Source organism: Pantoea sp. CFCC18179 (assembly GCF_059412405.1).
Genome location: NZ_JBNBPM010000008.1, coordinates 38767 through 61651, shown reverse-complemented (window position 1 = coordinate 61651; position 22885 = coordinate 38767). Strand labels below are relative to the sequence as shown.

At 56.1% G+C, this 22885-nt stretch carries 25 protein-coding genes and 3 tRNA genes; 25 read left to right on the top strand and 3 right to left on the bottom strand.

The features are described from left to right. Positions 1–22 precede the first annotated feature (22 nt). The 4 genes from pgsA (at position 23) to ACPUC7_RS15920 (ending at position 1066) form a co-directional block, all read left to right on the top strand. Entirely contained in the window at positions 23–571 is a 549-nt protein-coding gene (gene pgsA / locus ACPUC7_RS15935) for a CDP-diacylglycerol--glycerol-3-phosphate 3-phosphatidyltransferase (protein WP_343551828.1), read from the top strand. 206 nt (positions 572–777) lie between these two features. Next, positions 778–853 (top strand) — tRNA-Gly (locus ACPUC7_RS15930). A gap of 42 nt (positions 854–895) precedes the next feature. After that, positions 896–969, top strand: a tRNA-Cys gene (locus ACPUC7_RS15925). 11 nt (positions 970–980) lie between these two features. Beyond that, positions 981–1066 (top strand) — tRNA-Leu (locus ACPUC7_RS15920). A 3-nt stretch (positions 1067–1069) separates the two neighbouring features. On the opposite strand, the gene ACPUC7_RS15915 is transcribed toward ACPUC7_RS15920, so the two are convergent. From ACPUC7_RS15915 to ACPUC7_RS15905, 3 genes are all read right to left on the bottom strand, one after another. After that, on the bottom strand, positions 1070–1270 hold the full coding sequence (locus tag ACPUC7_RS15915) for a hypothetical protein (protein WP_494923648.1): 201 nt from the start codon (positions 1268–1270) through the stop codon (positions 1070–1072). Positions 1271–1540: 270 nt separating this feature from the next. Further along, positions 1541–3040 carry a SulP family inorganic anion transporter gene (locus tag ACPUC7_RS15910; protein ID WP_494923647.1) on the bottom strand — a complete coding sequence of 500 codons (1500 nt, stop codon included), beginning with the start codon at positions 3038–3040 and terminating at the stop codon, positions 1541–1543. A gap of 154 nt (positions 3041–3194) precedes the next feature. Beyond that, positions 3195–3452, bottom strand: a complete 258-nt coding sequence (locus ACPUC7_RS15905; RefSeq protein ID WP_494923646.1) for a biofilm/acid-resistance regulator YmgB/AriR — start codon at positions 3450–3452, stop codon at positions 3195–3197. 482 nt (positions 3453–3934) lie between these two features. Between ACPUC7_RS15905 and ACPUC7_RS15900 the strand changes: the two genes are divergently transcribed. The 21 genes from ACPUC7_RS15900 (at position 3935) to ACPUC7_RS15800 (ending at position 22730) form a co-directional block, all read left to right on the top strand. Continuing rightward, positions 3935–4366: a MarR family winged helix-turn-helix transcriptional regulator gene (locus tag ACPUC7_RS15900; RefSeq protein WP_494923645.1), complete on the top strand. Its 432-nt coding sequence runs from the start codon at positions 3935–3937 to the stop codon at positions 4364–4366. 2 nt (positions 4367–4368) lie between these two features. Further along, positions 4369–6048, top strand: coding sequence for an MFS transporter (locus ACPUC7_RS15895; protein WP_494923644.1), 1680 nt, complete (start codon positions 4369–4371; stop codon positions 6046–6048). Then, a complete protein-coding gene (locus ACPUC7_RS15890) occupies positions 6045–7136 on the top strand; it encodes an HlyD family secretion protein (RefSeq protein ID WP_494923643.1) in 1092 nt (363 codons plus the stop codon). Before ACPUC7_RS15895 ends, ACPUC7_RS15890 begins: the two co-directional genes overlap by 4 nt. Continuing rightward, complete coding sequence (locus ACPUC7_RS15885; protein ID WP_494923642.1) at positions 7133–8503, top strand: efflux transporter outer membrane subunit; 1371 nt, start codon at positions 7133–7135, stop codon at positions 8501–8503. The genes ACPUC7_RS15890 and ACPUC7_RS15885 overlap by 4 nt, the downstream gene beginning before the upstream one ends. Positions 8504–8738: 235 nt before the next feature. After that, positions 8739–9128, top strand: coding sequence for a hypothetical protein (locus ACPUC7_RS15880; RefSeq protein ID WP_494923754.1), 390 nt, complete (start codon positions 8739–8741; stop codon positions 9126–9128). 196 nt (positions 9129–9324) lie between these two features. Next, positions 9325–10053 (top strand): beta-ketoacyl synthase chain length factor, encoded by a 729-nt coding sequence (locus tag ACPUC7_RS15875; protein WP_494923641.1) that lies wholly within the window; start codon positions 9325–9327, stop codon positions 10051–10053. Then, positions 10043–10840 carry a lysophospholipid acyltransferase family protein gene (locus tag ACPUC7_RS15870; protein WP_494923640.1) on the top strand — a complete coding sequence of 266 codons (798 nt, stop codon included), beginning with the start codon at positions 10043–10045 and terminating at the stop codon, positions 10838–10840. The genes ACPUC7_RS15875 and ACPUC7_RS15870 overlap by 11 nt, the downstream gene beginning before the upstream one ends. A 3-nt stretch (positions 10841–10843) precedes the next feature. After that, the gene (locus tag ACPUC7_RS15865; RefSeq protein WP_343551840.1) at positions 10844–11101 is read left to right on the top strand and encodes a phosphopantetheine-binding protein; all 258 of its coding nucleotides are present in this window, start codon (positions 10844–10846) and stop codon (positions 11099–11101) included. Positions 11102–11112: 11 nt separating this feature from the next. Beyond that, entirely contained in the window at positions 11113–11367 is a 255-nt protein-coding gene (locus ACPUC7_RS15860) for an acyl carrier protein (RefSeq protein WP_343551841.1), read from the top strand. An 8-nt stretch (positions 11368–11375) separates the two neighbouring features. Further along, positions 11376–11936, top strand: coding sequence for a COG4648 family protein (locus tag ACPUC7_RS15855; RefSeq protein ID WP_494923639.1), 561 nt, complete (start codon positions 11376–11378; stop codon positions 11934–11936). Beyond that, entirely contained in the window at positions 11933–13261 is a 1329-nt protein-coding gene (locus ACPUC7_RS15850; RefSeq protein WP_494923638.1) for an AMP-binding protein, read from the top strand. Before ACPUC7_RS15855 ends, ACPUC7_RS15850 begins: the two co-directional genes overlap by 4 nt. After that, on the top strand, positions 13248–13595 hold the full coding sequence (locus tag ACPUC7_RS15845; protein ID WP_494923637.1) for an ApeI family dehydratase: 348 nt from the start codon (positions 13248–13250) through the stop codon (positions 13593–13595). Before ACPUC7_RS15850 ends, ACPUC7_RS15845 begins: the two co-directional genes overlap by 14 nt. Beyond that, a complete protein-coding gene (locus ACPUC7_RS15840; RefSeq protein WP_494923636.1) occupies positions 13589–15283 on the top strand; it encodes a glycosyltransferase family 2 protein in 1695 nt (564 codons plus the stop codon). Before ACPUC7_RS15845 ends, ACPUC7_RS15840 begins: the two co-directional genes overlap by 7 nt. After that, positions 15276–15692 carry an acyl-CoA thioesterase gene (locus ACPUC7_RS15835; RefSeq protein WP_494923635.1) on the top strand — a complete coding sequence of 139 codons (417 nt, stop codon included), beginning with the start codon at positions 15276–15278 and terminating at the stop codon, positions 15690–15692. The genes ACPUC7_RS15840 and ACPUC7_RS15835 overlap by 8 nt, the downstream gene beginning before the upstream one ends. A 14-nt stretch (positions 15693–15706) precedes the next feature. Continuing rightward, positions 15707–16300: an outer membrane lipoprotein carrier protein LolA gene (locus ACPUC7_RS15830; RefSeq protein ID WP_494923753.1), complete on the top strand. Its 594-nt coding sequence runs from the start codon at positions 15707–15709 to the stop codon at positions 16298–16300. Continuing rightward, positions 16266–18587 (top strand): MMPL family transporter, encoded by a 2322-nt coding sequence (locus ACPUC7_RS15825; protein WP_494923634.1) that lies wholly within the window; start codon positions 16266–16268, stop codon positions 18585–18587. The genes ACPUC7_RS15830 and ACPUC7_RS15825 overlap by 35 nt, the downstream gene beginning before the upstream one ends. After that, positions 18584–19150, top strand: a complete 567-nt coding sequence (locus tag ACPUC7_RS15820; RefSeq protein ID WP_494923633.1) for a DUF3261 domain-containing protein — start codon at positions 18584–18586, stop codon at positions 19148–19150. The genes ACPUC7_RS15825 and ACPUC7_RS15820 overlap by 4 nt, the downstream gene beginning before the upstream one ends. Continuing rightward, positions 19147–20304: a beta-ketoacyl-[acyl-carrier-protein] synthase family protein gene (locus ACPUC7_RS15815; protein WP_494923632.1), complete on the top strand. Its 1158-nt coding sequence runs from the start codon at positions 19147–19149 to the stop codon at positions 20302–20304. Before ACPUC7_RS15820 ends, ACPUC7_RS15815 begins: the two co-directional genes overlap by 4 nt. Beyond that, positions 20297–20770, top strand: a complete 474-nt coding sequence (locus ACPUC7_RS15810; protein ID WP_494923631.1) for a hotdog family protein — start codon at positions 20297–20299, stop codon at positions 20768–20770. Before ACPUC7_RS15815 ends, ACPUC7_RS15810 begins: the two co-directional genes overlap by 8 nt. Further along, the gene (locus ACPUC7_RS15805) at positions 20767–21498 is read left to right on the top strand and encodes a 3-ketoacyl-ACP reductase FabG2 (protein ID WP_494923630.1); all 732 of its coding nucleotides are present in this window, start codon (positions 20767–20769) and stop codon (positions 21496–21498) included. Before ACPUC7_RS15810 ends, ACPUC7_RS15805 begins: the two co-directional genes overlap by 4 nt. Then, complete coding sequence (locus ACPUC7_RS15800; protein ID WP_494923629.1) at positions 21495–22730, top strand: beta-ketoacyl-ACP synthase; 1236 nt, start codon at positions 21495–21497, stop codon at positions 22728–22730. Before ACPUC7_RS15805 ends, ACPUC7_RS15800 begins: the two co-directional genes overlap by 4 nt. Positions 22731–22885 lie beyond the last annotated feature (155 nt).

The window sequence follows — 22885 nt, the reverse complement described above, 5'->3', positions numbered from 1 at the left end:
CACACCAGACAGTTACTGGCATATGCAATTTAACATTCCGACGTGTCTTACCCTGTTTCGAGTCGTACTCATTCCCTTCTTTGTGCTGGCGTTTTATTTGCCATTTCAATGGGCTCCGTTTGCCACTGCACTGATCTTTGTGATTGCTGCGATAACTGACTGGTTTGATGGATTTTTAGCACGCCGTTGGAAACAGACAACGCGTTTTGGCGCGTTCCTCGATCCAGTGGCGGATAAAGTGATGGTCGCGATTGCGCTGGTCTTAGTGGCGGAACACTTCCACGCATGGTGGATTACCTTGCCTGCCGCGACGATGATCGCGCGTGAAATTATCATTTCGGCATTACGTGAGTGGATGGCGGAAATTGGTAAGCGCAGCAGCGTGGCGGTGTCGTGGATCGGCAAGGTGAAAACCACCGCGCAGATGTTCTCGTTATTTGCCTTGCTGTGGCGCCCTGAAGCCACTGTGGTGGGGATTGGGGTGATTGCGCTGTACATTGCCGCCGTGCTGACTTTCTGGTCGATGTTCCAATATTTGAGCGCGGCGCGCGGCGATTTGCTCGATAGCTGATCGATGCGATTTAAAAAGCAGCAAACGGACGCAGTGTGTGGATAATTCTATTGACTCACTGCGTCAGATAAGTAGAATGCATCGCATCGAACAGCAGCGAGTCTGCAAGAAGCTGAATGAAATCAGCAAGTTCGATGAAGTTGAACTATAAAATCTCGTTATAAGTTTGCAAGTAACACGGCAGCAAATGGACAGACGAAAATTATGCGGGAATAGCTCAGTTGGTAGAGCACGACCTTGCCAAGGTCGGGGTCGCGAGTTCGAGTCTCGTTTCCCGCTCCAAATTTAGTAATGCGTTATCAACGGATTACACATCAGATTTAAGGCGCGTTGGCAGAGTGGCCATGCAACGGATTGCAAATCCGTCTACCTCGGTTCGACTCCGGGACGCGCCTCCAATTTATACCCTGCCCGGGTGGTGAAATCGGTAGACACAAGGGATTTAAAATCCCTCGGCTTATGGCTGTGCGGGTTCAAGTCCCGCCCCGGGCACCATATTCAAAGCTGTGAAAAACCAAATAAAATCAAAGCAATATGCAGTAATGTCGTAACCGCCCAAGGGCGGTTTTTTTGTGCCTGCGATTTACTGCCGCTAATCATAAAAAACCCGGCAAAACCGGGTGATATATTACGATTGCGGTTGTCCGACTGGTCCTGCACCTTCGCTTGCGCCTGGCACCGGCTGATTACTTGGCGCATGTGGACGCCCATCACCGCCCACAGCATCGCTATGATGCATACAGCCCGAAAGCGATACTAAGGTTAGTGTAACGAATAATACTTTGGTTAATGTCTGCATGAGATTCTCCCACTAAATATGCACTTTCAATCCTAACCCTCGACGATTCAAAAGATTAGCCTCTGCCTAAGCAAAGTCGTCAGGTGATATTTACGCAAGCGAAACGCAGCATTAATCATAAAAAACGCCGATAATTCGGCGTTTTTCGTCTCAATCCTAATAAAAATGGTCTATCCCAAATTGCCACTTAATCGATCGCGGAAATCACTGCTGCGATTATCCAGGCCGATAACAGTGACCGTCGCGCCATGGCGCTGATAGCGGTATTCAATGGCATCCAGTGCCGCCACGCTTGATGCATCCCAAATCTGTGCGTGGGTCAGATCGATGGTGACGATTTTCGGATCGTGGCCATAATCGAAGTGCTCAAACAAATCATTGCTGCTGCCAAAGAACAGCGGGCCGCGAACGGTATAGCTAACCTGTTCGCCATCTTCGCTTAACTGACGTTCGGCGTGAATCACGTGGGCAATGCGGCGAGCAAACAGCATCATCGCCAGAATCACGCCAATCAACACACCAATTGCCAGGTTGCCGGTCCACACGGTGACGGCAACAGTCAGCACCATTACCAAAGTTTCTGACCACGGCATACGTTTTAGCGTTGCTGGTTGCAGGCTGTGCCAGTTAACGGTTTTCACCGCCACTACCATCATAATGCCCGCCAGCACCACCATGGGGATCTGTGCCATCACCTGGCTAAGCCCGGTGACCAAAAGCAGCAACACCACAGCTGCCGCCACGGTTGAAACGCGGGTGCGTGCTTTGCCTAATTCAACGTTGACGATGGTTTGACCGATCATCGCGCATCCGGCGATACCGCCATAAAAGCCCGCCAGAATATTGCCGACGCCCAACGCCCAGGACTCGCGGCGTTTACCAGAAGGCGTATCGGTGATGTCATCCACCAGTTTGGCGGTCAGTAACGACTCCATCAGGCCGACAAACGCAATACTTAACGCTGTCGGCCAGATGATTTGCAGTGTTTGCAGATTCATCGGCACTAACAGCGTGGTGAAGCCCGGCAAACCGGCGGTCATCGCGCCTTCGTCTCCCACGTTGGGTACGCGATAACCGAGCAACAATGCCACTGCCGTGACCACCACAATCGCCACTAAAGGAGAAGGCACGCTTTTCAGCACTTTCGGCAGCAGCAACACAATCGCCAGCGTGACGGCAAACAGTGCCCATACCAGACCAGATTGCCCCCACACGTGCGGGACTTGCGCAAAGAAAATCAGAATGCCCAGCGCATTGACGAAGCCAATCATCACCGAGCGCGGAATGTAGCGCATCATGCGCGATAAACCGGCAAGGCCAAAGATGATCTGGATAACACCGCCCACGATCACTGCGGGCAGAATGTATTCGACGCCGTGCGCATGTACCATCGGGCCGATCACTAGCGCAACGGAACCGGCAGCGGCGGTCACCATCGCCGGACGTCCGCCGAGAATGGACAATGTCAGACACAGCACCACCGAAGCAACCAGGCTGACTTTAGGATCGACACCGGCGATCACCGAGAAGGAGATCACTTCAGGAATCAGTGCCAGCGCCGTAATGATGCCCGCCAGACACTCGCGGGTGAGTAACGCAGGCGAACGCAACACGCGCGCCACCGTGATATCGCCGTCCACCATCGTGGCGCGATCAGTTGATTGGCTCATAGAATTTGCAGGCTCTTTTATTATTGTGCTCGCACCGTCACGGTACGGCAGTAACCAGTTTGAATATGCGGAGAAAGGATGTTACCGGGCTAAAGCGTTGCGCGCTAGCGCGAAGGGGCAGGTAAGGGGATGATTCCGTCCCTGGAATCCGGTGTTATACCGCGAGATCGTCAGGTGTTTTATTCACTACCAATTCCAACAGGTGGCGGTAGATATCCAGCTGAACCACATCGCTTTCCATTTCAAGACGGCCGATCAGAGATGAAATAATCGCTTTGTTGGAAACCGGCATACCGGCTTGCAGGATTTCGGCGATAATCTGCCCGAAAACTTCCATCTCATTGCTATCGCTATTACCCGCCAGCTTGAAATAATCAGCGATGGCGGCGCTACTGGTTGCGGCGTTTTGCATAGGTAAAACCCTTTAAATTGACCTGACGGCGCGATCGCCCTCAGTGCCATGATGAAAAAAATCGCGCGCGGACAGGCACGCGATACCCAACTCATCAACCAACGCAAAAAAGACACCTCTGAAGGTGGAAATCCACAACACCTTCAGAGGCGACGCAAAGTGCATCATTCGTTACGGAGCCATTCACCGGCTCACGGGTTGTAAACTTATACAATCTTGGGTAAGTTGTACAAGTGGATGCTTAAGCTATTTGTGCTAACAGTTATTAATCAATGACATAAATAGTAAGTATTTAAATCAAATCTATACAAGATATTCATTTTTGCCCATCTTACCGCTTCACTTGTACAACACAGACCGCAATTAATCCTGTTTCGACATTTCCGCAACACGCTATGAATGCTAACTTTTCAATGTGATGCAGCTTCGCATATAATAACGCACCCGTTTAGTTAGATACCTAACCATTAGGCCACTACGTTTTGAGCGACTATCCACAACCTTTCTCGCGTTTATTGCATCTCACTGCCCATGCGTGGCGGCTGGCCGTTGATCGCCGTTTAAAAGAGAGCGGGCTAAGCATGAGCAGTTGGATGGCGATTGCCAGCGTAGCCACTGCTGCGGAACCGCCAACGCAAAAAGCTCTGGCGCAGTTATTGGGTTTAGAAGAAGCCAGTGTGGTGCCGTTGGTGGATCGCTTAGTTAAACAACAACTGCTGGCACGCGTGCAGCCGCCAGAAGATCGCCGCAAACGTTTGTTGATCTTAACTGAACAGGGCAGCGTGGCGTTTGACGAGGTGAAAACGCAGGCCGATACGCTGCGCGCCCAACTGTTAGCCGATATCGATCCCGCCGCCTTAGCCACCACGGAAGCGGTGCTGCAACAGCTGCTCGCACGTCTGGGAAGCATTTAATCGTGGCGAAGCGCAACCCTTATGCTCAACGTGAATGGCTGCCGCATGAAAAGCCGATGCTGCCGGGTTCGCCCTCCACGCCGCTGCATTCGCCGTCGAAGCGCATCGCCTTCGGCATTATCGGCCTGCTGATTTCTATTACCGGCGCGCTGAGTAATGCGCTGGTTTCTGCCAATCTTACCAATCTGCAAGGCACTTTCGGCGCTTACAGCAATGAAATTGCCTGGCTGCCCGCCGTGTATGTGATGGGCAATATCTCGATCAACTTGCTGCTGGTGAAGTTTCGCCAGCAGTTTGGCCTGCGGCTATTTACCGAAGCGTTTCTGGTGCTGTACGTCATCGTGGCGTTTTTCCACATTCTTGCCAACGATCTCAGCTCGGCAATCATAGTGCGTACCGCACACGGCATGGTGGGCGCGGCGCTGAGTTCGCTGGGCATTTACTACCAGATTCAGGCGTGGCCGGCGAAACACCGCTTGAAAGCGCTGGTAATTGGCATCACTGCCTCGCAGCTGGCGATTCCGCTGGCGCGTTTGTTCTCCACCGAATTGCTGCAATTGGAAGAGTGGCGCGGGCTGTACCTGTTTGAACTGGGATTAGCGTTGATCGCGTTGGGTTGCGTGCTGGTGGTGAAGTTACCGCCCGGCGACCGCATCAAGGCGTTCGAAAAGATGGATTTTGTCACCTTTATTCTGCTGGCACCTGGCATGGCGCTGCTGTGTGGCGTGCTGTCGCTGGGACGCATCGAATGGTGGTTCACCACGCCGTGGCTGGGTATTGCATTAGCGCTGGCGTTGGTGCTGATCGTGGCGGCGATTGTGGTTGAGCACAACCGTGCTAATCCGTTGATCAACACACGCTGGCTCAGCAACGGCATGATTGTTCGGCTGGGTATTGTGATGATCATGATGCGCATTCTGTTGGCGGAACAGAACACTGGCGCCGTCGGATTCTTACAGCAGCTCGGTTTGCTCAACGATCAGATGCGCGGTCTGGCGTTTGCCATTATCGGCGGGGTGATTTGTGGCATGGTGGCCAGTGCGTTAACCATCCGGCCAACGCATCTGAGCTGGCCGATAGTCGCTTCGTTGGTGGTGATGATCATCGCTTCGCTGATGGATGCACAATCCAGCCCGTTAACGCGCGGCAACAATCTCTATGTCAGCCAGTTCTTGCTGGGCTTCGGCAGCGCTTTCTTCCTCGCTCCCGCCATGTTGTTAGGCATTGGCGGCGTGGTGACGCAGCCGAAAAATCTGGTGAGTTTTGTGGTGTTGTTTGGCATGAGCCAAAACCTCGGCGGCTTGATTGGCGCTGCGATTCTTGGCACGTTCCAGACGTGGCGCGAGAAATATCACTCCAGCTTGCTCGGCGATCAGTTTTCGTTACTCGATCCCAACGTCACCGAACGTCTCAGCCAATACAGTGCGTTATTCAACAGCCAGTTGCCCGATAACGTGCTGCTCAGCGCGCAAAGCAGCAGCCAGTTGCAAACGGTGGCGACGCTGCAAGCCAACGTGCTGGCCTACAACGACACCTATTTACTCACCGCCGCGCTGGCTTTTATCACCTTGATTTGGGTGCTATATCGCCTCACGCGCTTACGCATTATCAACTGGCGTCAGGCTAAAATTGAGGCCGCACGTCAGCAAGCACTACCAGTTAATTCAACGGAGAATCCATGAGCCAACAGGACGACATTCAGGCCGCTGAGCGTGAGCGCAGCAACCGCCGCCGCATTCTTTCCATTGCTGCTGGTAGCGGCATTGTTATCGTCGGCGTGCTGGTCATTCTGTATGCCTGGCAACTTTGGCCGTTCACCAGCACCATCCAATCGACGGAAAACGCCTATGTGCGCGGACAAGTCACCTTTATCAGCCCACAGGTGAGTGGTTATCTCACTGATGTTGAGGTGGTGGATTTGCAGCCGGTGACCAAAGGCCAATTGCTGATGACCATCGACGACCGCATTTATCGTCAGCGCGTGCATCAGGCGCAGGCGCAGCTGGATATGAAAATTGCCGCGCAGAACAATAACCAACAGCAGCGTAAAAGCGCCGAGGCCAACATTCTCAGCAACAAAGCCGCGCTGGAAAACGCCAAAGCCCAGGCGCTGAAAAGCAGTCTCGACCTGAAACGCGTGGAGAATCTGGCGGCTGATGGTTCACTTTCAGTGCGTGAACGCGATGCTGCGCGCGCCGCCAATGCGCAAGCGCAGGCGCAATTACGTCAGGCCGATGCGCAAGTGGCGGTTTCACAGCAAAATCTGCAAACGGTGATCGTCAATCGTGCGTCATTGCAGGGTGATGTGGCCAGCGCGCAAGCGGCGCTGGAACTGGCGAATATCGATTTGGCCAACACGCGCATCATCGCGCCGGATAGCGGTCAGTTGGGGCAATTGTCGGTGCGTAAAGGCACTTACGTCACCGCCGGCACGCGCTTAACGTCAGTGGTACCCGAGAATAAATGGATTATCGCCAACCTGAAAGAGACGCAACTGGCGCGCGTGCGTCCCGGATTGCCAGTCAGTATTCGCGTCGATGCGCTTGATGGACGCCATTACAATGGCCTCGTTGAGTTCATCTCGCCTGCTGCGGGATCAGAGTTCAGCGCCATTTCGCCGGATAACGCCACCGGTAACTTTGTGAAGATTGCGCAGCGTATTCCGGTGCGCATCAAAATCCTCAATGACGATCTGCGTGCGCTGCGTCCGGGCATGTCGGTGGAAGTGGACATTGATACTGCCGCCGAGCCACACAAGGATGCGCCATGAAACGCGCGCTGTTAGCCACACTGGTGGCCTTAATGATCGGCGGTTGTGGTACCAACGTTGAGAAAGCGCCGTCCTCGCTGCCAATCCCGGATAGCTGGCGTCAGCAGGTGGGGCCGCAGGCCGCACCGGAAGCGCGCTGGTGGCAGAACTTTGGCGATGACAATCTCAATCGCCTGGTCTCGCAAGCCTTGCAGCACAACAGCGATATCCTCAGCGCACGCTCGCGGGTGGATCAATATCGTGCGCAATTGCGAGCCGCGCAGGGTGACAATTTTCCCACGTTGTCGGCGGGCGTAGCGGCTACCCATCAACGTGCGTTGTCGGCGGCGACCGGACAGCCGTATGAGAACGCGGTATTTCAGGGATTGTTGCAGGCCAACTATGAAGTGGATTTGTGGGGCAGCCGCAGCAACAGCATTCGTGCCGCCGAAGCTTCGCTGGATGCGCAACGCGCCGCGGCTTCTGCCGCCGAGCTAACCGTTGCCAGTTCGGTGGCGTCCGGCTATCTCAGCTTGTGTGCGCTGGATGAACAACTGCGCGTGACCGAAGCCACGCTCGCCACGCGAGAAAACTCGCTGAATTTAGCGCAGCGCCAGTTTGAGACGGGCTACACCTCGCGATTGGAATGGATGCAGGCGGCATCGGAATACCAAACCGCCAAGGCGCAAATCCCGCAACTGCAACACCAAATCGAGCAGCAAGAGAATGCGCTGAGCGTGTTGGTTGGCATGAATCCGCGCGAAATTGCGCGCAACAGCCAGTTCGATCACATCAAACCACAAACGCTGCCATCGCTGCTGCCATCGCAATTGCTTAATCGTCGTCCGGATATCGTGCAGGCGCAGCGTCAGTTAATCGCCGCCGATGCCTCGCTGGCTTCCGCGCAGGCCAATCTGCTGCCGTCACTCAATCTCACCGCCAGCGGCACTTATCAAAGTTTCACGCTGCACAATCTACTGGATACGCCTTTCGAACTGTGGAGCATCGGTGGCAGCATTCTGGCACCGATACTTAATCGCGAAGCCTTAACGGCGCAGGTTGACGTGGCGATGGCGACGCGCAACCAGGCGCTTTACGGCTATGAAAAAGTGGTACGCAGTGCCTTTGCTGATGTCGATAACGCACTGGATGCGATTCGCCGCAGTCAGGAGCAGCTGACCGAGTTGCAGAAGCAAGAGAAGTACGTTGCGGAAGCCTATCGTATTGCGCATAACCGCTATCAAAATGGTTACGCTTCTTATCTCGATGAATTGGATGCGCAACGTACCTTGTTCAGTACGCAACTGAATATCGTCTCAGTGAAAAATACGCTGCTGCTGGCACAAATTGATCTTTATCGCTCTTTAGGTGGCGGTTGGCAGGGTTAATCATCATGTCAGAAGGCCATTTTTTGGTAGGAATTATAAGAGGAATGGGATTGGTTCGGAATTTAATTCGACGCTAGTCTAATATTAAGTTATTCATGCTTATTTTTACTTGTCTTTACAAATAATGTTATTATCTCGCACGTTTTGCTCAATCCAGACGGATTATTGCAGGTTGGTTTACTTGCAAGGTCGCACACTTGGCGACCTGCCATGACAAGGAAAGGAAAATAACATGATGAATAAAAATGTCGGCCTGGCTTTATTCGTGAGCGCCGCATTGTTGACGGGCTGTGCACCGCGCACGGCACCGATCCAAAATGTTAGTCAGACTGTGGGTCAGAACTATTCTGACGCGCAGATGAAGCAGGCGATTATTCAAGCGGGTGCCGCCAACAAATGGGTGATGTCGACTGCCGGTCCAGGCACCATGAATGGTCACCTGGCTGAGCGCGGTCATACGGCGGATATTCGCATTAACTACACCGCTAATAGCTATCAAATCCAATACGTTAGCAGCCAGAATCTGCGCGCTGGTAGCGGCCAGATTCACCGCAACTATAATCGTTGGATTGAAAACCTGAATCAGGGTATTCAAACGCGTTTGGCGGTTGAATCCGCGAAATAAGCGCGAAGCGGGATAGCTGACATAATTGTGTAAAGTTAGTTGCCACGCTGCCGAAATAGAAACAGGCGGGCCATGTGCCCGCCTTGTTAATCGGCGACATCCATTTCGGTGGATGACGGGAATAGATAGCAAGCAAGGAAGGGATGCCGCGCAGTGAAAATCTGACCATTCCTGAGGCTGAAAAAAGAATACAGGTATGAAACTCGCTTACTCCCTTGTTGACTGGCACGCCATCGCGCCGGGCTACAACACCGCAGAACAATGGCAAAGCTGGGCGCAACACGCGTCAGCCTTTGATGCCACGCAACCGATCGCTAAACCGCAATTTTTGCCGATGATGACCGCGCGTCGTCTCAGCGCGGGCAGCCGTGCGGCAGTGGAGTGCGGATTGGCATTGCTGGCGCGGCAAACGGTGGATGCGGTGGTTTTTACCAGTCGCCACGGTGAGCTGGAACGGAATCTGCGTATTCTCACGGCCTTAGCCGATCAACAACCGCTTTCGCCTACCGATTTCGCCATGTCAGTGCACAACTCTGCGGTGGGAAGCCTGACTATCGCCGCGCGCCAGCCGCTGGTTTCCTCCTCGATCTCCGCCGGTATCGACAGTTTTCAGCAAGGGCTGATTGAAGTCGCGTCGTTACATCAAGCCGGTTACCAGCAGGTTTTGCTGGTGGATTTCGATGGTAGCGTGCCGGATTACTATCATCCGTGGCTGCCGGAAACCGAGTTGTTCAATGCGCCTTATGCCGTCGCGCTGCTGCTGCGGGCCGGTGACCAACTGCGATGCGCAGCAAAGCCTGGCGAAGCGTTTGCTGAAGCGCTGCCGCAAAGCGTGCAAATGCTGGCGGCATTGTTGCGTAACACGCCACGTTTCATGATTGCCGGTGAGCGCCATCAATGGCACTGGGAGCAGCATGGCGGATAATTCGTTGGCTCGCACGCGGCCCGGTTTCAACTATTACTGGCGGCTGGTGATGACTGCCGTCAGTTTTACGCTGTTCAGCGTTGGCGGCTTATTACTCTCGCTGATCGGGTTCAATTTGCTGTTACTGCTACAGCGCGATGGCCTGCGCCGTCGTCAAATTGCCCGCAGCAGTATTGCGTGGAGTTTCCGCTGCTTCCTGCGTTTTTGCCGCCTGGTCGGTGTTTATGATTACCAGATTATCGGTGCTGAGCTGTTGCGCCAGGATCGTGGCTGCCTGATTGTCGCCAATCATCCTTCGTTAATCGATTACGTGATGATTGCATCGGTGCTGCCGGAAATGGATTGCCTGGTCAAAGCCGATCTGCGCCACAATATTTTCTTTCGTGGCGTGATTCGCGCCGCGGATTACCTGATTAATAGCGAAGCTGATACGCTGCTGCCCGATAGCCAACAACGACTGGCGCGTGGCGATACCATTTTGATTTTCCCGGAAGGGACGCGTACGCGCTACGGCGAGCCGCTGAAGCTACAACGCGGTGCCGCCAATATCGCGGTGCGCGCCGGATGCGAGCTACGCGTGGTTCACATTACCTGCACCCAGCGTATGCTCGATAAACAAAGCCGCTGGTATCAGATTCCGCTGGTTAAACCGCTTTTTACTGTACGCGTACAATCGCGTATTGCTAGCCAGGCCTTTAGTGAAGACGAAGAGGATGCGCAGCCGCTGGCCGCGCGCCGTTTGACGCGTCACCTGCAACAGGCGCTGGTGCCTCAAGAGACCAACTAAGTTATGCAAGTACTGATCAACGACATCAAACAGATGATTATCGATACGCTGAATCTGGAAGACATTACCCCGGATGATATTGAAACCGACGCGCCGCTGTTTGGCGACGGGCTGGGTCTCGATTCTATCGATGCGCTGGAGCTGGGACTGGCGGTGAAAAATCGCTTTGGCGTACAGCTTTCCGCCGAGAGCGAAACGCTGCGTGCGCACTTTTTTTCCGTGGCTACCCTGGCCGCGTTTGTTGAACAACAGCAAGCCTGAGAGCAGCCAACATGATGAACAAAAACGAAATTTACCAGGAAGTCGCCTCGCTTCTTACCTCGCTGTTTGAAATTGAGCCGGATGATATCCGCCCTGAGGCGCGTCTGTATGAAGACCTCGAGCTGGATAGCATTGATGCGGTCGATATGGTGGTGCATCTGCAAAAACGCACTGGCCGCAAAATCAAACCGGAAACCTTCCGCGCCGTACGTACCGTGCAGGATGTGGTTGACGCCGTCGACCAACTGATGCGCGACGAAGCCTGATTATTGGCATGCGCACGCTTCTGCGGCTGCTCAATGCGCTGACGTTGCTCGCCTGGCCATTTTTAGTGTGGCTCACCATCACGCAGCCACAATGGCGCGGCATGTTGGGCCTGTTGGCGCTGCTATTTGTGCTGCGCATCTGGAGTTTGCGGCGCGCAACCGGGGCAATGGGGCGCGTGATGCTGCTGCTGGCGCTGGTCGGCACGCTGTTGTGCCTTGCCAGCTTGCTGCTGCGATCGCAACATCTGCTTTTGTGGTATCCCCTGGTGGTCAACGTGCTGATGCTGCTGCTGTTTGGCAGTTCGTTGTGGAGCCCAATGCCGCTGGTGGAACGACTGGCGCGGTTGCGCGAGCCGGAATTGCCGCCGCGCGCAGTGCGCTACACCCGGCGCGTGACGCAAGTGTGGTGCGGCTTTTTCATCTTTAATGGCAGCGTAGCGCTGGCGACCTGCCTGCTCAACAATCTCCAACTCTGGACGCTGTGGAATGGCGGCATCAGCTATATTCTGATGGGCGCGTTGATGGGCGGCGAATGGCTGCTGCGTCAGCGTATAAGGAAACAGGCATGAAGGTTTGCAGTATCCGCGACTGGCTGAATGTGCCGGATCGCCTCGTTGCCTGGCAAGGCCAACAACAGTTCACTCTGTCGCTGCTGCGCCAACAGGTGCAGGCGTTATCGCAGCGACTGCAACAGCAAGCGGGCCAGCATTGGGCGCTGTGCTTCGATAACAGCTACGCTTTTACCGCCGCGCTATTAGCGCTGTGGCATGCCGGCAAAACACCGGTGATTCCCGGTCATTGCCGCGCCGCACAGTTAGAAGAGATGGCCGATCAACTTGATGGTGTACTCAGCGATATGCCGCTGGACGTCTCGCTGGCGCAACTGCGCTGGGACGGCGCGCTAGCCGAGGGTGAATTGCCGCCTATCGCAGAAGATGCCCATCTGGTGCTATTCACATCCGGTTCCACTGGCACGCCGCGCCGCGTGGTGAAATCACTGCGCGCGTTAGATGTAGAAGCCGATTGGCTGCACAACTTGTGGGGCCAACGACTCCGCGATTGCCATGTGATTGCTTCTGTCAGCCATCAACATCTGTATGGATTGAGTTTCCGCATCGTTTTGCCAATGGCGCTGGGTTTACCGTTCGCCGCGCAGCAAATCTTCTACAGTGAACAACTGGCCGATCAATCCGCCCATCGTCGTTATGCCTTTATCAGCAGTCCGGCGTTTTTGCGTCGTCTTGATCGCTCACTCGCCGCACCGCGCTGTGAATTGATTGTTTCTGCTGGTGGCGCCTTGCCGTGGGAAGCTGCACAACAGGCGCAGCAGGCGTCGAGTTGCACAGTCGATGAAATTTATGGCAGCACCGAAACCGGCGTAATTGGCTGGCGCAGCGCGCAGCATGAAAACGCGCGCTGGCACTGTTTCCCGCAGGTGACGCTGCGCGAGACGGAAGCCGGGCGCTGGCGCGTATTTTCAGCCTTGCTGGAGAGCGCGGAGGGTTGTGCGTTGGATGATCGCCTTGTGCAGCAGCCTGGCGGGGAATTTGAATTAGCCGGTCGCCAGGATCGCGTGGTGAAGATTGAAGACAAACGCGTGTCGCTGAGTGAAATCGAGCGCCGCTTGCTGTCGTTGCCGGGCGTAACCGACGCCGCCGCGTTGGCGCTGCATCGTCACGGCCGCCATGCGATTGGCGTGGTGCTGGCGTTGCCGGATACGCCTGATGCCGCCACGCTGCATCAGCGCAAACGAGAATGGAAGCAGGCATTGCAACCCTGGCTGGAGCCGGTTGCCATGCCACGCTATTGGCGCGTGGTGACCACCATTCCGGTCACCGCACAAAGTAAGCGCGCCTGGCCGCAAATTGAGGAGTTGTTTGATGTTGCCGGTTGAATTGCATGCCCAGCAGCAGGGCGATGTGTTGACGTTACGTCTGCATGCTGCTGCCGATCTGTTTTGGTTCCGCGGTCATTTCCCCACCTTGGCGATTCTGCCCGGCGTGGCGCAGTTGGATTGGGCGCTGCATTACGGCCTTGAACGTCTTGCACCCGGTAAAGCCTTTGCTTCCATTGATAACATCAAGTTTCAACAGCCGGTGCCGCCGGATGCCGAACTGGAATTGCACCTGCACTGGCAGGCTGAAAAATCGCTGCTCAATTTCAGTTACAGCCTGATCAATGGCGACAGCAGCACGGTTGCCAGCAGCGGGAAAATTCGCCTGTGTTAAACGCTGAATTTAAGCCGTGCGTGCTGATTCCCTGCTACAACCACGGCGCCATGCTGGCATCGGTGCTGACGCGGCTGGAACCGTTTAATCTACCTATTATTCTGGTGGATGACGGCAGCGATGCCGCCACTAAACAGCAGATTGCCGCGCTTCGTGCACCAAAATTACAGGTACTGACGCTGCCGCATAATCAAGGCAAAGGTGCGGCGGTGATCGCCGGCATGCGCGCCGCTGCGGCCGCCGGTTACAGCCACGCAGTGCAATTGGATGCCGACGGGCAACATCAGGTGGAAGACACGCCGCGCATGTTGACCGAAGCGCAACGCTATCCGCACAGTTTGATCTCTGGTCAGCCGATTTACGATGATTCGATCCCCAAATCACGTTTGTACGGCCGCTACATCACGCACTTCTGGGTGTGGGTGGAAACATTGTCGTTTTCCATCAAAGACAGCATGTGCGGTTTTCGCGTTTATCCGTTGGCGGCTGCGCTGAAACTCTGCGATCGGCGCCCGATTGGTCAACGTATGGATTTCGATACGGAAATCATGGTGCGCCTGCACTGGCAAGGCACGCCGAGTCGCTTCATCGCCACACGCGTGACCTATCCCGCCACCGGTTTGTCGCACTTTGATGCTTTACACGACAATCTGCGCATTTCGTGGATGCACACACGTCTATTCTTCGGCATGTTGCCACGCATTCCGCAACTGCTGCGCCAGCGTGGCGATGCGCAACATTGGTCGGCCACGCCGGAACGTCGCGGTCAAAGCGGTTTGCGCTTTATGCTGTGGCTCTATCGTCGCGCTGGGCGTTTACCGTTTGTGCTGCTGTTGTGGCCGGTGGTGGCGGTGTATTGGCTGACGGGACGCGCCGCGCGCGCCGCCTCGCAACAGTGGTTAACCCGCGTGCAAGCGGTGGCGCAGCAGCAGAACATCGCGCTGCCTGCACCGATTAACAGTTATCGCCATTTCCTGCGCTTTGGCTACAGCATGCTGGATAAAGTTGCCAGCTGGCGCGGCGATCTGCAATGGGGACGCGACATCGATTTTGCGCCGGGGGCCGAAGCCACCATTCGCGCTGCCGAAGGCAAAGGACACTTGATTCTGGCCTCGCATCTGGGCGATATCGAAGCTTGCCGTGCGATGGCGAAGCAGGTCAGCGGGTTGGTGATTAACGCGTTGGTGTTCACCGAGAACGCACAACGCTTCCGCGATGTGCTGGAAAGCATCGCGCCGCAGGCCGGCGTCAATCTGATGCCGGTCACCGATATCGGCCCGGACACCGCTATTCTGCTGCAACAAAAACTCGATGCCGGTGAATGGGTGGCGATTGTTGGCGATCGCACTGCGGTTCATCGCCAGCGCGGCGGCGAGCGTCGCGTGGTGTGGAGCCAATTTATGGGCCGTCCCGCGCCGTTTCCGCAAGGGCCATTTGTACTGGCGGCGGCGCTGCGTTGTCCGGTATTGCTGATGTTTGCCCTACGTGAACAGGGCCGACTGCGTGTGCACTGCGAAGCCTTTGCCGATCCACTGTTGCTGCCGCGTGCACAACGTCAACAAGCGTTACAAGACACCGTTGATCGCTACGCCGAACGCCTGCAACAACACGCGCTAATGGCGCCGCTGGATTGGTTTAATTTTTACGATTTCTGGTCATTACCAGAGGAGAAAAGCCGCGATGAGTGAAGCGAACTACCGCGCTGAAGTGGAAATCACCGTGTCGTTTCACGACTGCGATCCGATGGGCGTGGTGTGGCACGGCAACTATTTCCGCTTTTTTGAACGAGCACGTGAAGCCTTGTTGCGCAGCGTTAATTACAGCTACGGGGAAATGTCCGCCAGCGGCTACGTCTGGCCAGTGGTCGATACCCACGTCAAATATCGCCAGCCGTTGCGCTACGAAGAGACGGTGCGCGTCGCCGCCAGCATTAGCGAGTATGAAAATCGTCTGCGTATTGATTACGTGATTCTCAACGCGGCGGGGCAGGTGACCACCAAAGCCCACACCATTCAGGTGGCGGTCAATGCCACCACGCAGGAGATGTGTTTTGTCTCGCCTGACATTCTGTTTGAACGCCTGGGAGTGAAGCCGTGACCCGAATTTTATCGATGCTGCTGCTGTTGGTATGCAGCAGCGCCAGCGCGGTAACGCTGGAACAATTGCAACAGCGTTTCGCCAGCCAGCCGGTGATTCGCGCCAACTTTGTTCAGGTGCGCACCATCGCTGGCATGTCGCAGCCGCTGGTCTCGCGCGGCCAGTTATTGATCGCTCAGCAGCAAGGCTTGTGGTGGCAGCAAGCCACGCCGTTTCCGCTGACGCTGATCCTCGACGATAAACGTATGGTGCAGAGCATGAGCGGCCAGCCGCCGCAGGTGATCACCGCCGACAGTAATCCGCAAATGTTTCAGTTCAACCATCTGCTGCGCGCGCTGTTCCAGGCCGATGAAAAGGTACTGCGCGAGAATTTTGATCTCGATTTTCACGATCGCGGCAACAACAGCTGGCAGTTGGGTCTGACGCCGAAAGCCGCGCCGCTGAACAAAATCTTTAACCGCATCGATCTGCAAGGTGAGCAATTCCTCAATCGCATCACGCTGGATGATAAACAGGGCGATAAAACCGAAATCACCTTAAGCAACACCCGTACCGAACCGTCCACCTTGACCGATGAAGAGCGAGCGCGTTTTGCCCCAGCGCAGTGAGAAAAAACTCGCGCTGCTGTGGCTGGCGGTGTGTCTGACGCTGGCAGTGGCGTTGGCGCTATTGTTGCCGCGCAGCCAGCTTAACAGCAGCGTGCTAGCGCTGTTGCCGCAGCAGAATCTCGGCCAGGCACCGGCGGAAATTCAGCAAGGATTTATGCAGCGTCTCGATCGCCAATTGGTGTGGCTGGTGAGCGCCAATAACCAGGATGGTGATGCCGCTGCCGCATGGTGGCAACAGCAACTGCGTGCCTTGCCGATGCTAAAACAGGTGAGCGGCGAGCTGGATGATAATCAGATGCAGCGTTGGGGCGCTTATGCCTTTCAGCATCGTAACGGATTAATCGATCCCGCCACGCGAGCGCGCTTACAAAACGGCGGCAACGCGCAGGCCGACTGGATTCTGGCGCAATTATTCTCGGCTTTTGCCGGTGTCGGCAGCAAGGAAATCAATAACGATCCGCTGTTGCTGGTACGCGGTGCGCAATTAGCGTTGCAGCAAAGCGCCAACAAAATGGTGCTGCACAACGGTTGGTTGACGGTTAACGATGCGCAACAGCGCCGCTGGTATTTTCTGCACGGCGAGCTGGCGAGCAATGCGTTCAGCATCAAAGAGAGTCATCAATTGGTGGTGGCGCTAAATCAGCTTGAGCAACAGTTAAAAACGCGCTGGCCGGATGCGCAGCTGTTGACGCGCGGCACGGTGCTGTTTAGCGACGATGCCAGTCAGCGCGCACAACATGATGTGGAAACCTTGGGTAGCGCAACGCTGGCAGGATTGCTGCTGCTGGTGTGGCTGGTATTTCGTTCGTTGCGGCCGCTGGCGCTGTGCGCGCTGTCGGTGGCGATTGGCGCGATGGCGGGAACCGTCTTCACCTTACTGTTTTTTGGTGAGCTGCATCTCACAACGTTAGTCATGAGCCTCAGCATTGTCGGCATCTCGGCCGATTATACGCTCTACTATCTGACCGAACGCATGGTGCATGGCGAAAACACCACGCCGTGGCAAAGTCTGCACAAAGTGCGCGGCACTTTGCTGCTGGCGCTGGGCACCACGGCGATTGCCTGGCTGCTGATGCTGCTGGCACCGTTCCCCGGCTTGCGCCAATTGGCGGTCTTCGCCGCCAGCGGATTGAGTGCTTCATGCCTAACGGTAATCTGCTTTTATCCGTGGCTGGTGCGCGGTTTGCCGGTGCGGCCGATTCCCGCAATGGTGTGGCTGGCGCGCTGGCTGGCCGCCTGGCGTCGCAATCGCCCGCTAAAATGGGGATTACCGGCATTGATGGCGATTTACGCCATCAGCGGTATTGTGCAACTGCGGATCGATGACGATATCGCCCATCTGCAAAGCGCCCCGGCGCAGTTGCTGGCGCAGGATCGCCAACTGGCGCAACTCACCGGGCAGCAAGCCGATCAAACCTGGTTTGTGGTGTGGGGCGATGATGAACAGCAGGCGCTGAAACGTCTCAGTGCTTTAACGCCGAAGTTGCAACAGGCGCAACAGCAAGGCTGGTTCGCCGGTTATCGCGTGCTGCCGCTGAATTCACTGGCGCAGCAGCAGCAGGATGTCGCGCTATTGCAGCAAGCTGCGCCAACCGTGCTTGAGCATCTGAAGCAAGCCGGTATCACCGTTGCCAATGCCGATCTGAAGGCGATGCCGGTTTCCGCCGCCGATTGGCTGGCAAGTCCGCTGAGCGAAGGCTGGCGACTGTTGTGGTTGTCGTTGCCGGATGGACGCAGCAGCGTGCTGGTGCCAATCAATGGCGTGAAAAACAGCGCGGCGCTGCAACAGCTGGCGCAGCAGCAAGCGGGCGTTAACTGGGTTGATCGCAAAGCCAGTTACGATGAGTTGTTCCGCTTCTGGCGCACGTTGTTAAGCGGATTGCTGGCGCTGGCGTTGTTATTGATCACCGCCAGCTACATGCTGCGGCTCGGCATCAAAGCCGGGATGCGCAGCGCCTTGCCGTCGTGGTTATCGCTGGCGGCGGCGCTGGCAACGCTCGGCTGGATCGGAGCCAGCCTGAACCTGTTTGCCTTGCTGGCGCTGATTCTAGTGCTTGGCATCGGCATCAATTACACGCTGTTCTTCAGCAATCCGCGCGGTACGCCGTTAACGTCAATGCTGGCGGTGACGCTGGCGATGATCACCACGTTGCTGACGCTCGGCATGCTGGTGTTCAGTAGCACGGCGGCGATCAGTGGTTTTGGCACCGTGCTGTGTAGCGGGATTTTTTGTGCATTCTTGCTGGCGCCATTGGCGCTGGCAGCGGGGAAAAGGAAGCAACGATGAGACCAGGATTTTTGCTGCTGTTGAGCCTGCTGCTGGGCGGGTGTGCGGCGCATAATGACCATCGCCCAAGCGCGTGGTTGAAACCGGGCGTGCGCGTCACGCTGCCGGCACCGGGCATTTCACCGGCTTTCCAGCAGCAGCAACTGTTGACTGGTCACGCCAAAGGCAAAACCCAATCGCTGTTGGTGCTGCTCAGCGCTGATTCACAGCAGTTGAGCCTGGCGGGTTTGTCCTCGCTTGGCATTCGCCTGTTCCGCGTGACCTACGACAAAAACGGTATTCACACGCAACAGATGATGGCGTTACCGGAAATGCCGCCCGCCAGTCAGGTGTTGGCGGATGTGATGCTCAGCCACTGGCCGATCAGCGCCTGGCAGCCGCAATTACCGCGCGGTTGGACGTTAACCGATATCGATGATCGCCGCGAGCTGCGCGATCCTTCGGGTGAAGTGGTGACGCTGATTCGTTATCTGCAACGTGGCGCAGTACGCGAGCCGATCAGCATCGATCAACGTGCCTTTGGCTATCAGATTCAAATCCAACATCTGGACGCGTCATCATGATTTACATCTCTGCCTTCGGCATGGTTAACGCATTGGGCAACGACCTCGCGCAGATTGCTACGCAGTTGCAAGCGGGTAGCGCGCCGGGCATGCAGCCGCGTGATGGCTGGCTGCAAGCCGGTAAGCGTTGCTGGCTGGGCGAAGTGCAGGGTGAATTGCCATCGATTCCTGAGAACCTGGCGGCGCATAACACGCGTAATAATCAGCTGTTGTTGGCGGCGCTGGTGCAATTGCGCCCGGCGCTGGATGCGGCGATTGCACAATATGGCCGTGACCGCGTGGCAATTGTGCTGGGCACCAGCACCTCAGGTGTGGATGAAGGCGATCGTCAAGTGGATGGCGGTTTGCCAGGCTACGATTACCGCATGCAGGAACTCGGCGATCCGTCGCGTTTTCTGGCGCACTATCTGCAACTGGATGGTCCGGCGTATACCATTTCTACGGCTTGTTCCTCCAGCGCGCGCGCGATTATCAGTGGGCAACGGCTGATTGAGGCGGGAATCGTTGATGTGGCGCTGGTGGGCGGCGCGGATTCATTGAGCCGCATGCCGATCAACGGCTTTGCCAGCCTTGAGTCGCTATCAGAACGGCATTGCGCGCCATTTAGTGCCGACCGCGACGGCATTTCGATTGGCGAAGCGGGCGCGCTGTTGTTGCTAACGCGCGAAAAGCAGCCACTGGCGTTGCTCGGTTGCGGCGAATCTTCGGATGCATGGCACATGTCAGCGCCGCATCCTGAAGGCGTCGGCGCGGAGCGCGCCATGTTGATGGCGTTGCAGCAGGCCGGTTTAGCGCCGCAGGATGTCGGCTACATTAACCTGCACGGCACTGCGACGCCGCTTAACGATCAGGTGGAATCGGCGGTGGTGCATCGTCTGTTTGGCGATCGCGTGCCGTGCAGCTCAACCAAACATCTCACCGGTCACACCTTAGGCGCAGCAGGCGCGACTGAAGCGGCGCTGGCGGCCTTGATTCTGCAACATAATCTGCCGTTGCCGCCGCAGGATTTCTCCGCTGCGAGCCACGATACGTCGCTGCCAGAGTGCGGTTTACTCACCCGTGCGCAACCCTTGGCGCGGCCGGTGATTGCTTCAAATTCGTTTGCTTTTGGCGGGAACAATACCTGCCTGATTGTAGGAAAGACGCATGAGTGATTTTTTACCGGTTGGCGATTATTTGCCGCACCGCGCGCCGATGTTGCTGCTGGATCGAGTTATTCAGGTAGTGGATGACAGCGTGATCTGTGCCGTCAGCATCAACGCCAGCGGTGTGTTAGCGCCATTTCTCACGCCACAAGGCGAGCTGCCAGCATGGTTTGGTGTGGAGATCATGGCGCAAACCGTCGGCGTGTGGTCGGGTTATCACGCCCGCCAGCGCGGCGACAGTGATATTCGTCCCGGAATGTTACTTGGCGGACGCGGTTATCGCGCCAATCATCCCACTTTCGCTGCCAACAGCACGCTGCATATCGAAATGCGGCTGCTGATGCGCGACGACAAATTGGGCAGCTTTGAAGGTGAAATTCGCTGTAACGATGCGGTGATCGCCAGCGGCCGGTTAAATACTTATCAGCCCGATGAACAAGAATTACATCAATTGCAACAAGGACTTCAGCCATGACACGCAGCGTATTAGTGACCGGCGCAAGTAAAGGGATTGGCCGCGCCATCGCGTTGCGCCTGGCGCAGGACGGTTTTGACATCGTGGTGCATTATCACCGCGATAGCGCAGGCGCGGAACACACGCTTGCCGATATCATCGCCGCGGGCGGCCGTGGTCGCAGTTTGCAGTTTGATGTGGCACAGCGCGATGCCACACGCGCCGCGTTGGAACAGGATATCGCGGCACACGGCGCGTATTACGGCGTGATCAGCAATGCCGGCATCACGCGCGACGCGGCGTTCCCGGCGCTGACCGAGGACGAGTGGGACAGCGTGATCCACACCAATCTCGACAGTTTCTACAACGTGATTCAACCCTGCGTGATGCCGATGATCGGCCTGCGCAAAGGCGGGCGCATCATTACCTTGTCATCGGTTTCCGGCATCATGGGCAATCGCGGCCAGGTCAACTACAGCGCGGCGAAAGCGGGCATTATTGGTGCCACCAAAGCGCTGGCGATTGAATTGGCGAAACGCAAAATCACCGTCAACTGCATTGCGCCAGGTTTGATTGATACCGGCATGACCGATCTTGAGCCAATGGTGATCGATGAAGCGCTGAAAATCATCCCGATGAAGCGCATGGGCGCGGCAGATGAAGTGGCCGGGCTGGCCAGCTACTTGATGTCCGATATCGCGGGCTACGTCACGCGTCAGGTGATTTCAATCAATGGAGGTATGCTGTGATTCAGCGTGTAGTGGTAACCGGCATGGGCGGCGTGACGGCGTTTGGCGAAAGCTGGAGCGCGGTCGCCGATCGCATCAAACAGGGCAAAAATGCGGTGCGCCACATGCCGGAATGGCAGGTGTACGATGGCTTGCATACGCTGCTGGGCGCGCCGGTTGATGATTTCGCGCCGCCTGCGCATTACACACGCAAACGCATTCGTTCAATGGGCCGCGTTTCGTTGATGGCGACGCGCGCCACCGAATTGGCACTGGAGCAGGCGGGATTGATCGATCATCCGGTGCTGACCAGCGGTGAAACCGGCATTGCTTACGGTTCTTCCACCGGCAGCACCGGCCCGGTGAGCGAATTTGCTACCATGCTGACCGAAAAGCACACCAACAATATTACCGGCACTACTTATGTGCAGATGATGCCGCACACCACGGCGGTAAATGCCGGTTTGTTCTTTGGTCTGCGTGGCCGGGTGATCCCAACTTCCAGCGCCTGTACCTCTGGCAGCCAGGCGATTGGTTATGCGTGGGAAGCGATTCGCCACGGCTATCAAACCGTGATGGTCGCTGGCGGCGCGGAAGAGTTGTGTCCATCAGAGGCCGCGGTGTTTGATACGCTGTTCGCCACCAGCCAGCGCAATGATGCGCCGCATACTTCGCCAGCGCCGTTTGATCAGCAGCGCGATGGATTGGTGATTGGCGAAGGCGCGGGCACCTTGATTCTCGAATCGCTGGAGCATGCGCAGGCGCGCGGTGCCACCATTTATGCCGAGCTGGTGGGTTTCCACACCAACTGCGACGCCGCGCATATCACTCAGCCGCAGCGTGAAACCATGCAAATTTGTATAGAGCGTGCGCTGAAAACCGCCGGTGTGACGCCCGAGCAAATTGGTTACATCAATGCGCACGGCACCGCCACCGATCGCGGGGATATTGCAGAAAGCCAGGCCACCGCGGCGATTTTTGGTAACAGCACGCCAATTTCTTCACTGAAAAGCTACTTCGGTCACACGTTGGGTGCTTGTGGTGCGCTGGAAGCGTGGATGAGTATTGAGATGATGCGTGAAGGCTGGTTTGCGCCAACGCTGAATCTGTCGCAACCGGCGGCGGAGTGCGGCGAGCTGGATTACATCATCGGTGAAGCGCGTCATCTGGAGACGGATTATATCCAATCCAATAATTTCGCCTTTGGCGGGATTAATACGTCGTTGGTGTTTAAGCGCTGGCGCGAAGCGTAATTCTGCCCTATCTAAAACCAGGTCACCATAAATGGCGACCCTACAAAACCTCGCACTTCACCCGTAGGGTCGCCATTTATGGTGACCCGACAAAACCTCGCACTTACCCCGTAAGGTCGCCATTTATGGTGACCTCCGCAAACCCACGCTAAATA

Excerpts from the sequence above, each read along its gene's own strand:
- pgsA (WP_343551828.1), top strand. The coding sequence starts at position 23 with ATGCAATTTAACATTCCGACGTGTCTTACCCTGTTTCGAGTCGTACTC.
- ACPUC7_RS15915 (WP_494923648.1), bottom strand. The coding sequence starts at position 1,270 with ATGCGCCAAGTAATCAGCCGGTGCCAGGCGCAAGCGAAGGTGCAGGAC.
- ACPUC7_RS15910 (WP_494923647.1), bottom strand. The coding sequence starts at position 3,040 with ATGAGCCAATCAACTGATCGCGCCACGATGGTGGACGGCGATATCACG.
- ACPUC7_RS15905 (WP_494923646.1), bottom strand. The coding sequence starts at position 3,452 with ATGCAAAACGCCGCAACCAGTAGCGCCGCCATCGCTGATTATTTCAAG.
- ACPUC7_RS15890 (WP_494923643.1), top strand. The coding sequence starts at position 6,045 with ATGAGCCAACAGGACGACATTCAGGCCGCTGAGCGTGAGCGCAGCAAC.
- ACPUC7_RS15885 (WP_494923642.1), top strand. The coding sequence starts at position 7,133 with ATGAAACGCGCGCTGTTAGCCACACTGGTGGCCTTAATGATCGGCGGT.
- ACPUC7_RS15880 (WP_494923754.1), top strand. The coding sequence starts at position 8,739 with ATGAATAAAAATGTCGGCCTGGCTTTATTCGTGAGCGCCGCATTGTTG.
- ACPUC7_RS15875 (WP_494923641.1), top strand. The coding sequence starts at position 9,325 with ATGAAACTCGCTTACTCCCTTGTTGACTGGCACGCCATCGCGCCGGGC.
- ACPUC7_RS15870 (WP_494923640.1), top strand. The coding sequence starts at position 10,043 with ATGGCGGATAATTCGTTGGCTCGCACGCGGCCCGGTTTCAACTATTAC.
- ACPUC7_RS15865 (WP_343551840.1), top strand. The coding sequence starts at position 10,844 with ATGCAAGTACTGATCAACGACATCAAACAGATGATTATCGATACGCTG.
- ACPUC7_RS15860 (WP_343551841.1), top strand. The coding sequence starts at position 11,113 with ATGATGAACAAAAACGAAATTTACCAGGAAGTCGCCTCGCTTCTTACC.
- ACPUC7_RS15855 (WP_494923639.1), top strand. The coding sequence starts at position 11,376 with ATGCGCACGCTTCTGCGGCTGCTCAATGCGCTGACGTTGCTCGCCTGG.
- ACPUC7_RS15850 (WP_494923638.1), top strand. The coding sequence starts at position 11,933 with ATGAAGGTTTGCAGTATCCGCGACTGGCTGAATGTGCCGGATCGCCTC.
- ACPUC7_RS15845 (WP_494923637.1), top strand. The coding sequence starts at position 13,248 with ATGTTGCCGGTTGAATTGCATGCCCAGCAGCAGGGCGATGTGTTGACG.
- ACPUC7_RS15835 (WP_494923635.1), top strand. The coding sequence starts at position 15,276 with ATGAGTGAAGCGAACTACCGCGCTGAAGTGGAAATCACCGTGTCGTTT.
- ACPUC7_RS15830 (WP_494923753.1), top strand. The coding sequence starts at position 15,707 with ATGCTGCTGCTGTTGGTATGCAGCAGCGCCAGCGCGGTAACGCTGGAA.
- ACPUC7_RS15825 (WP_494923634.1), top strand. The coding sequence starts at position 16,266 with ATGAAGAGCGAGCGCGTTTTGCCCCAGCGCAGTGAGAAAAAACTCGCG.
- ACPUC7_RS15820 (WP_494923633.1), top strand. The coding sequence starts at position 18,584 with ATGAGACCAGGATTTTTGCTGCTGTTGAGCCTGCTGCTGGGCGGGTGT.
- ACPUC7_RS15815 (WP_494923632.1), top strand. The coding sequence starts at position 19,147 with ATGATTTACATCTCTGCCTTCGGCATGGTTAACGCATTGGGCAACGAC.
- ACPUC7_RS15810 (WP_494923631.1), top strand. The coding sequence starts at position 20,297 with ATGAGTGATTTTTTACCGGTTGGCGATTATTTGCCGCACCGCGCGCCG.
- ACPUC7_RS15805 (WP_494923630.1), top strand. The coding sequence starts at position 20,767 with ATGACACGCAGCGTATTAGTGACCGGCGCAAGTAAAGGGATTGGCCGC.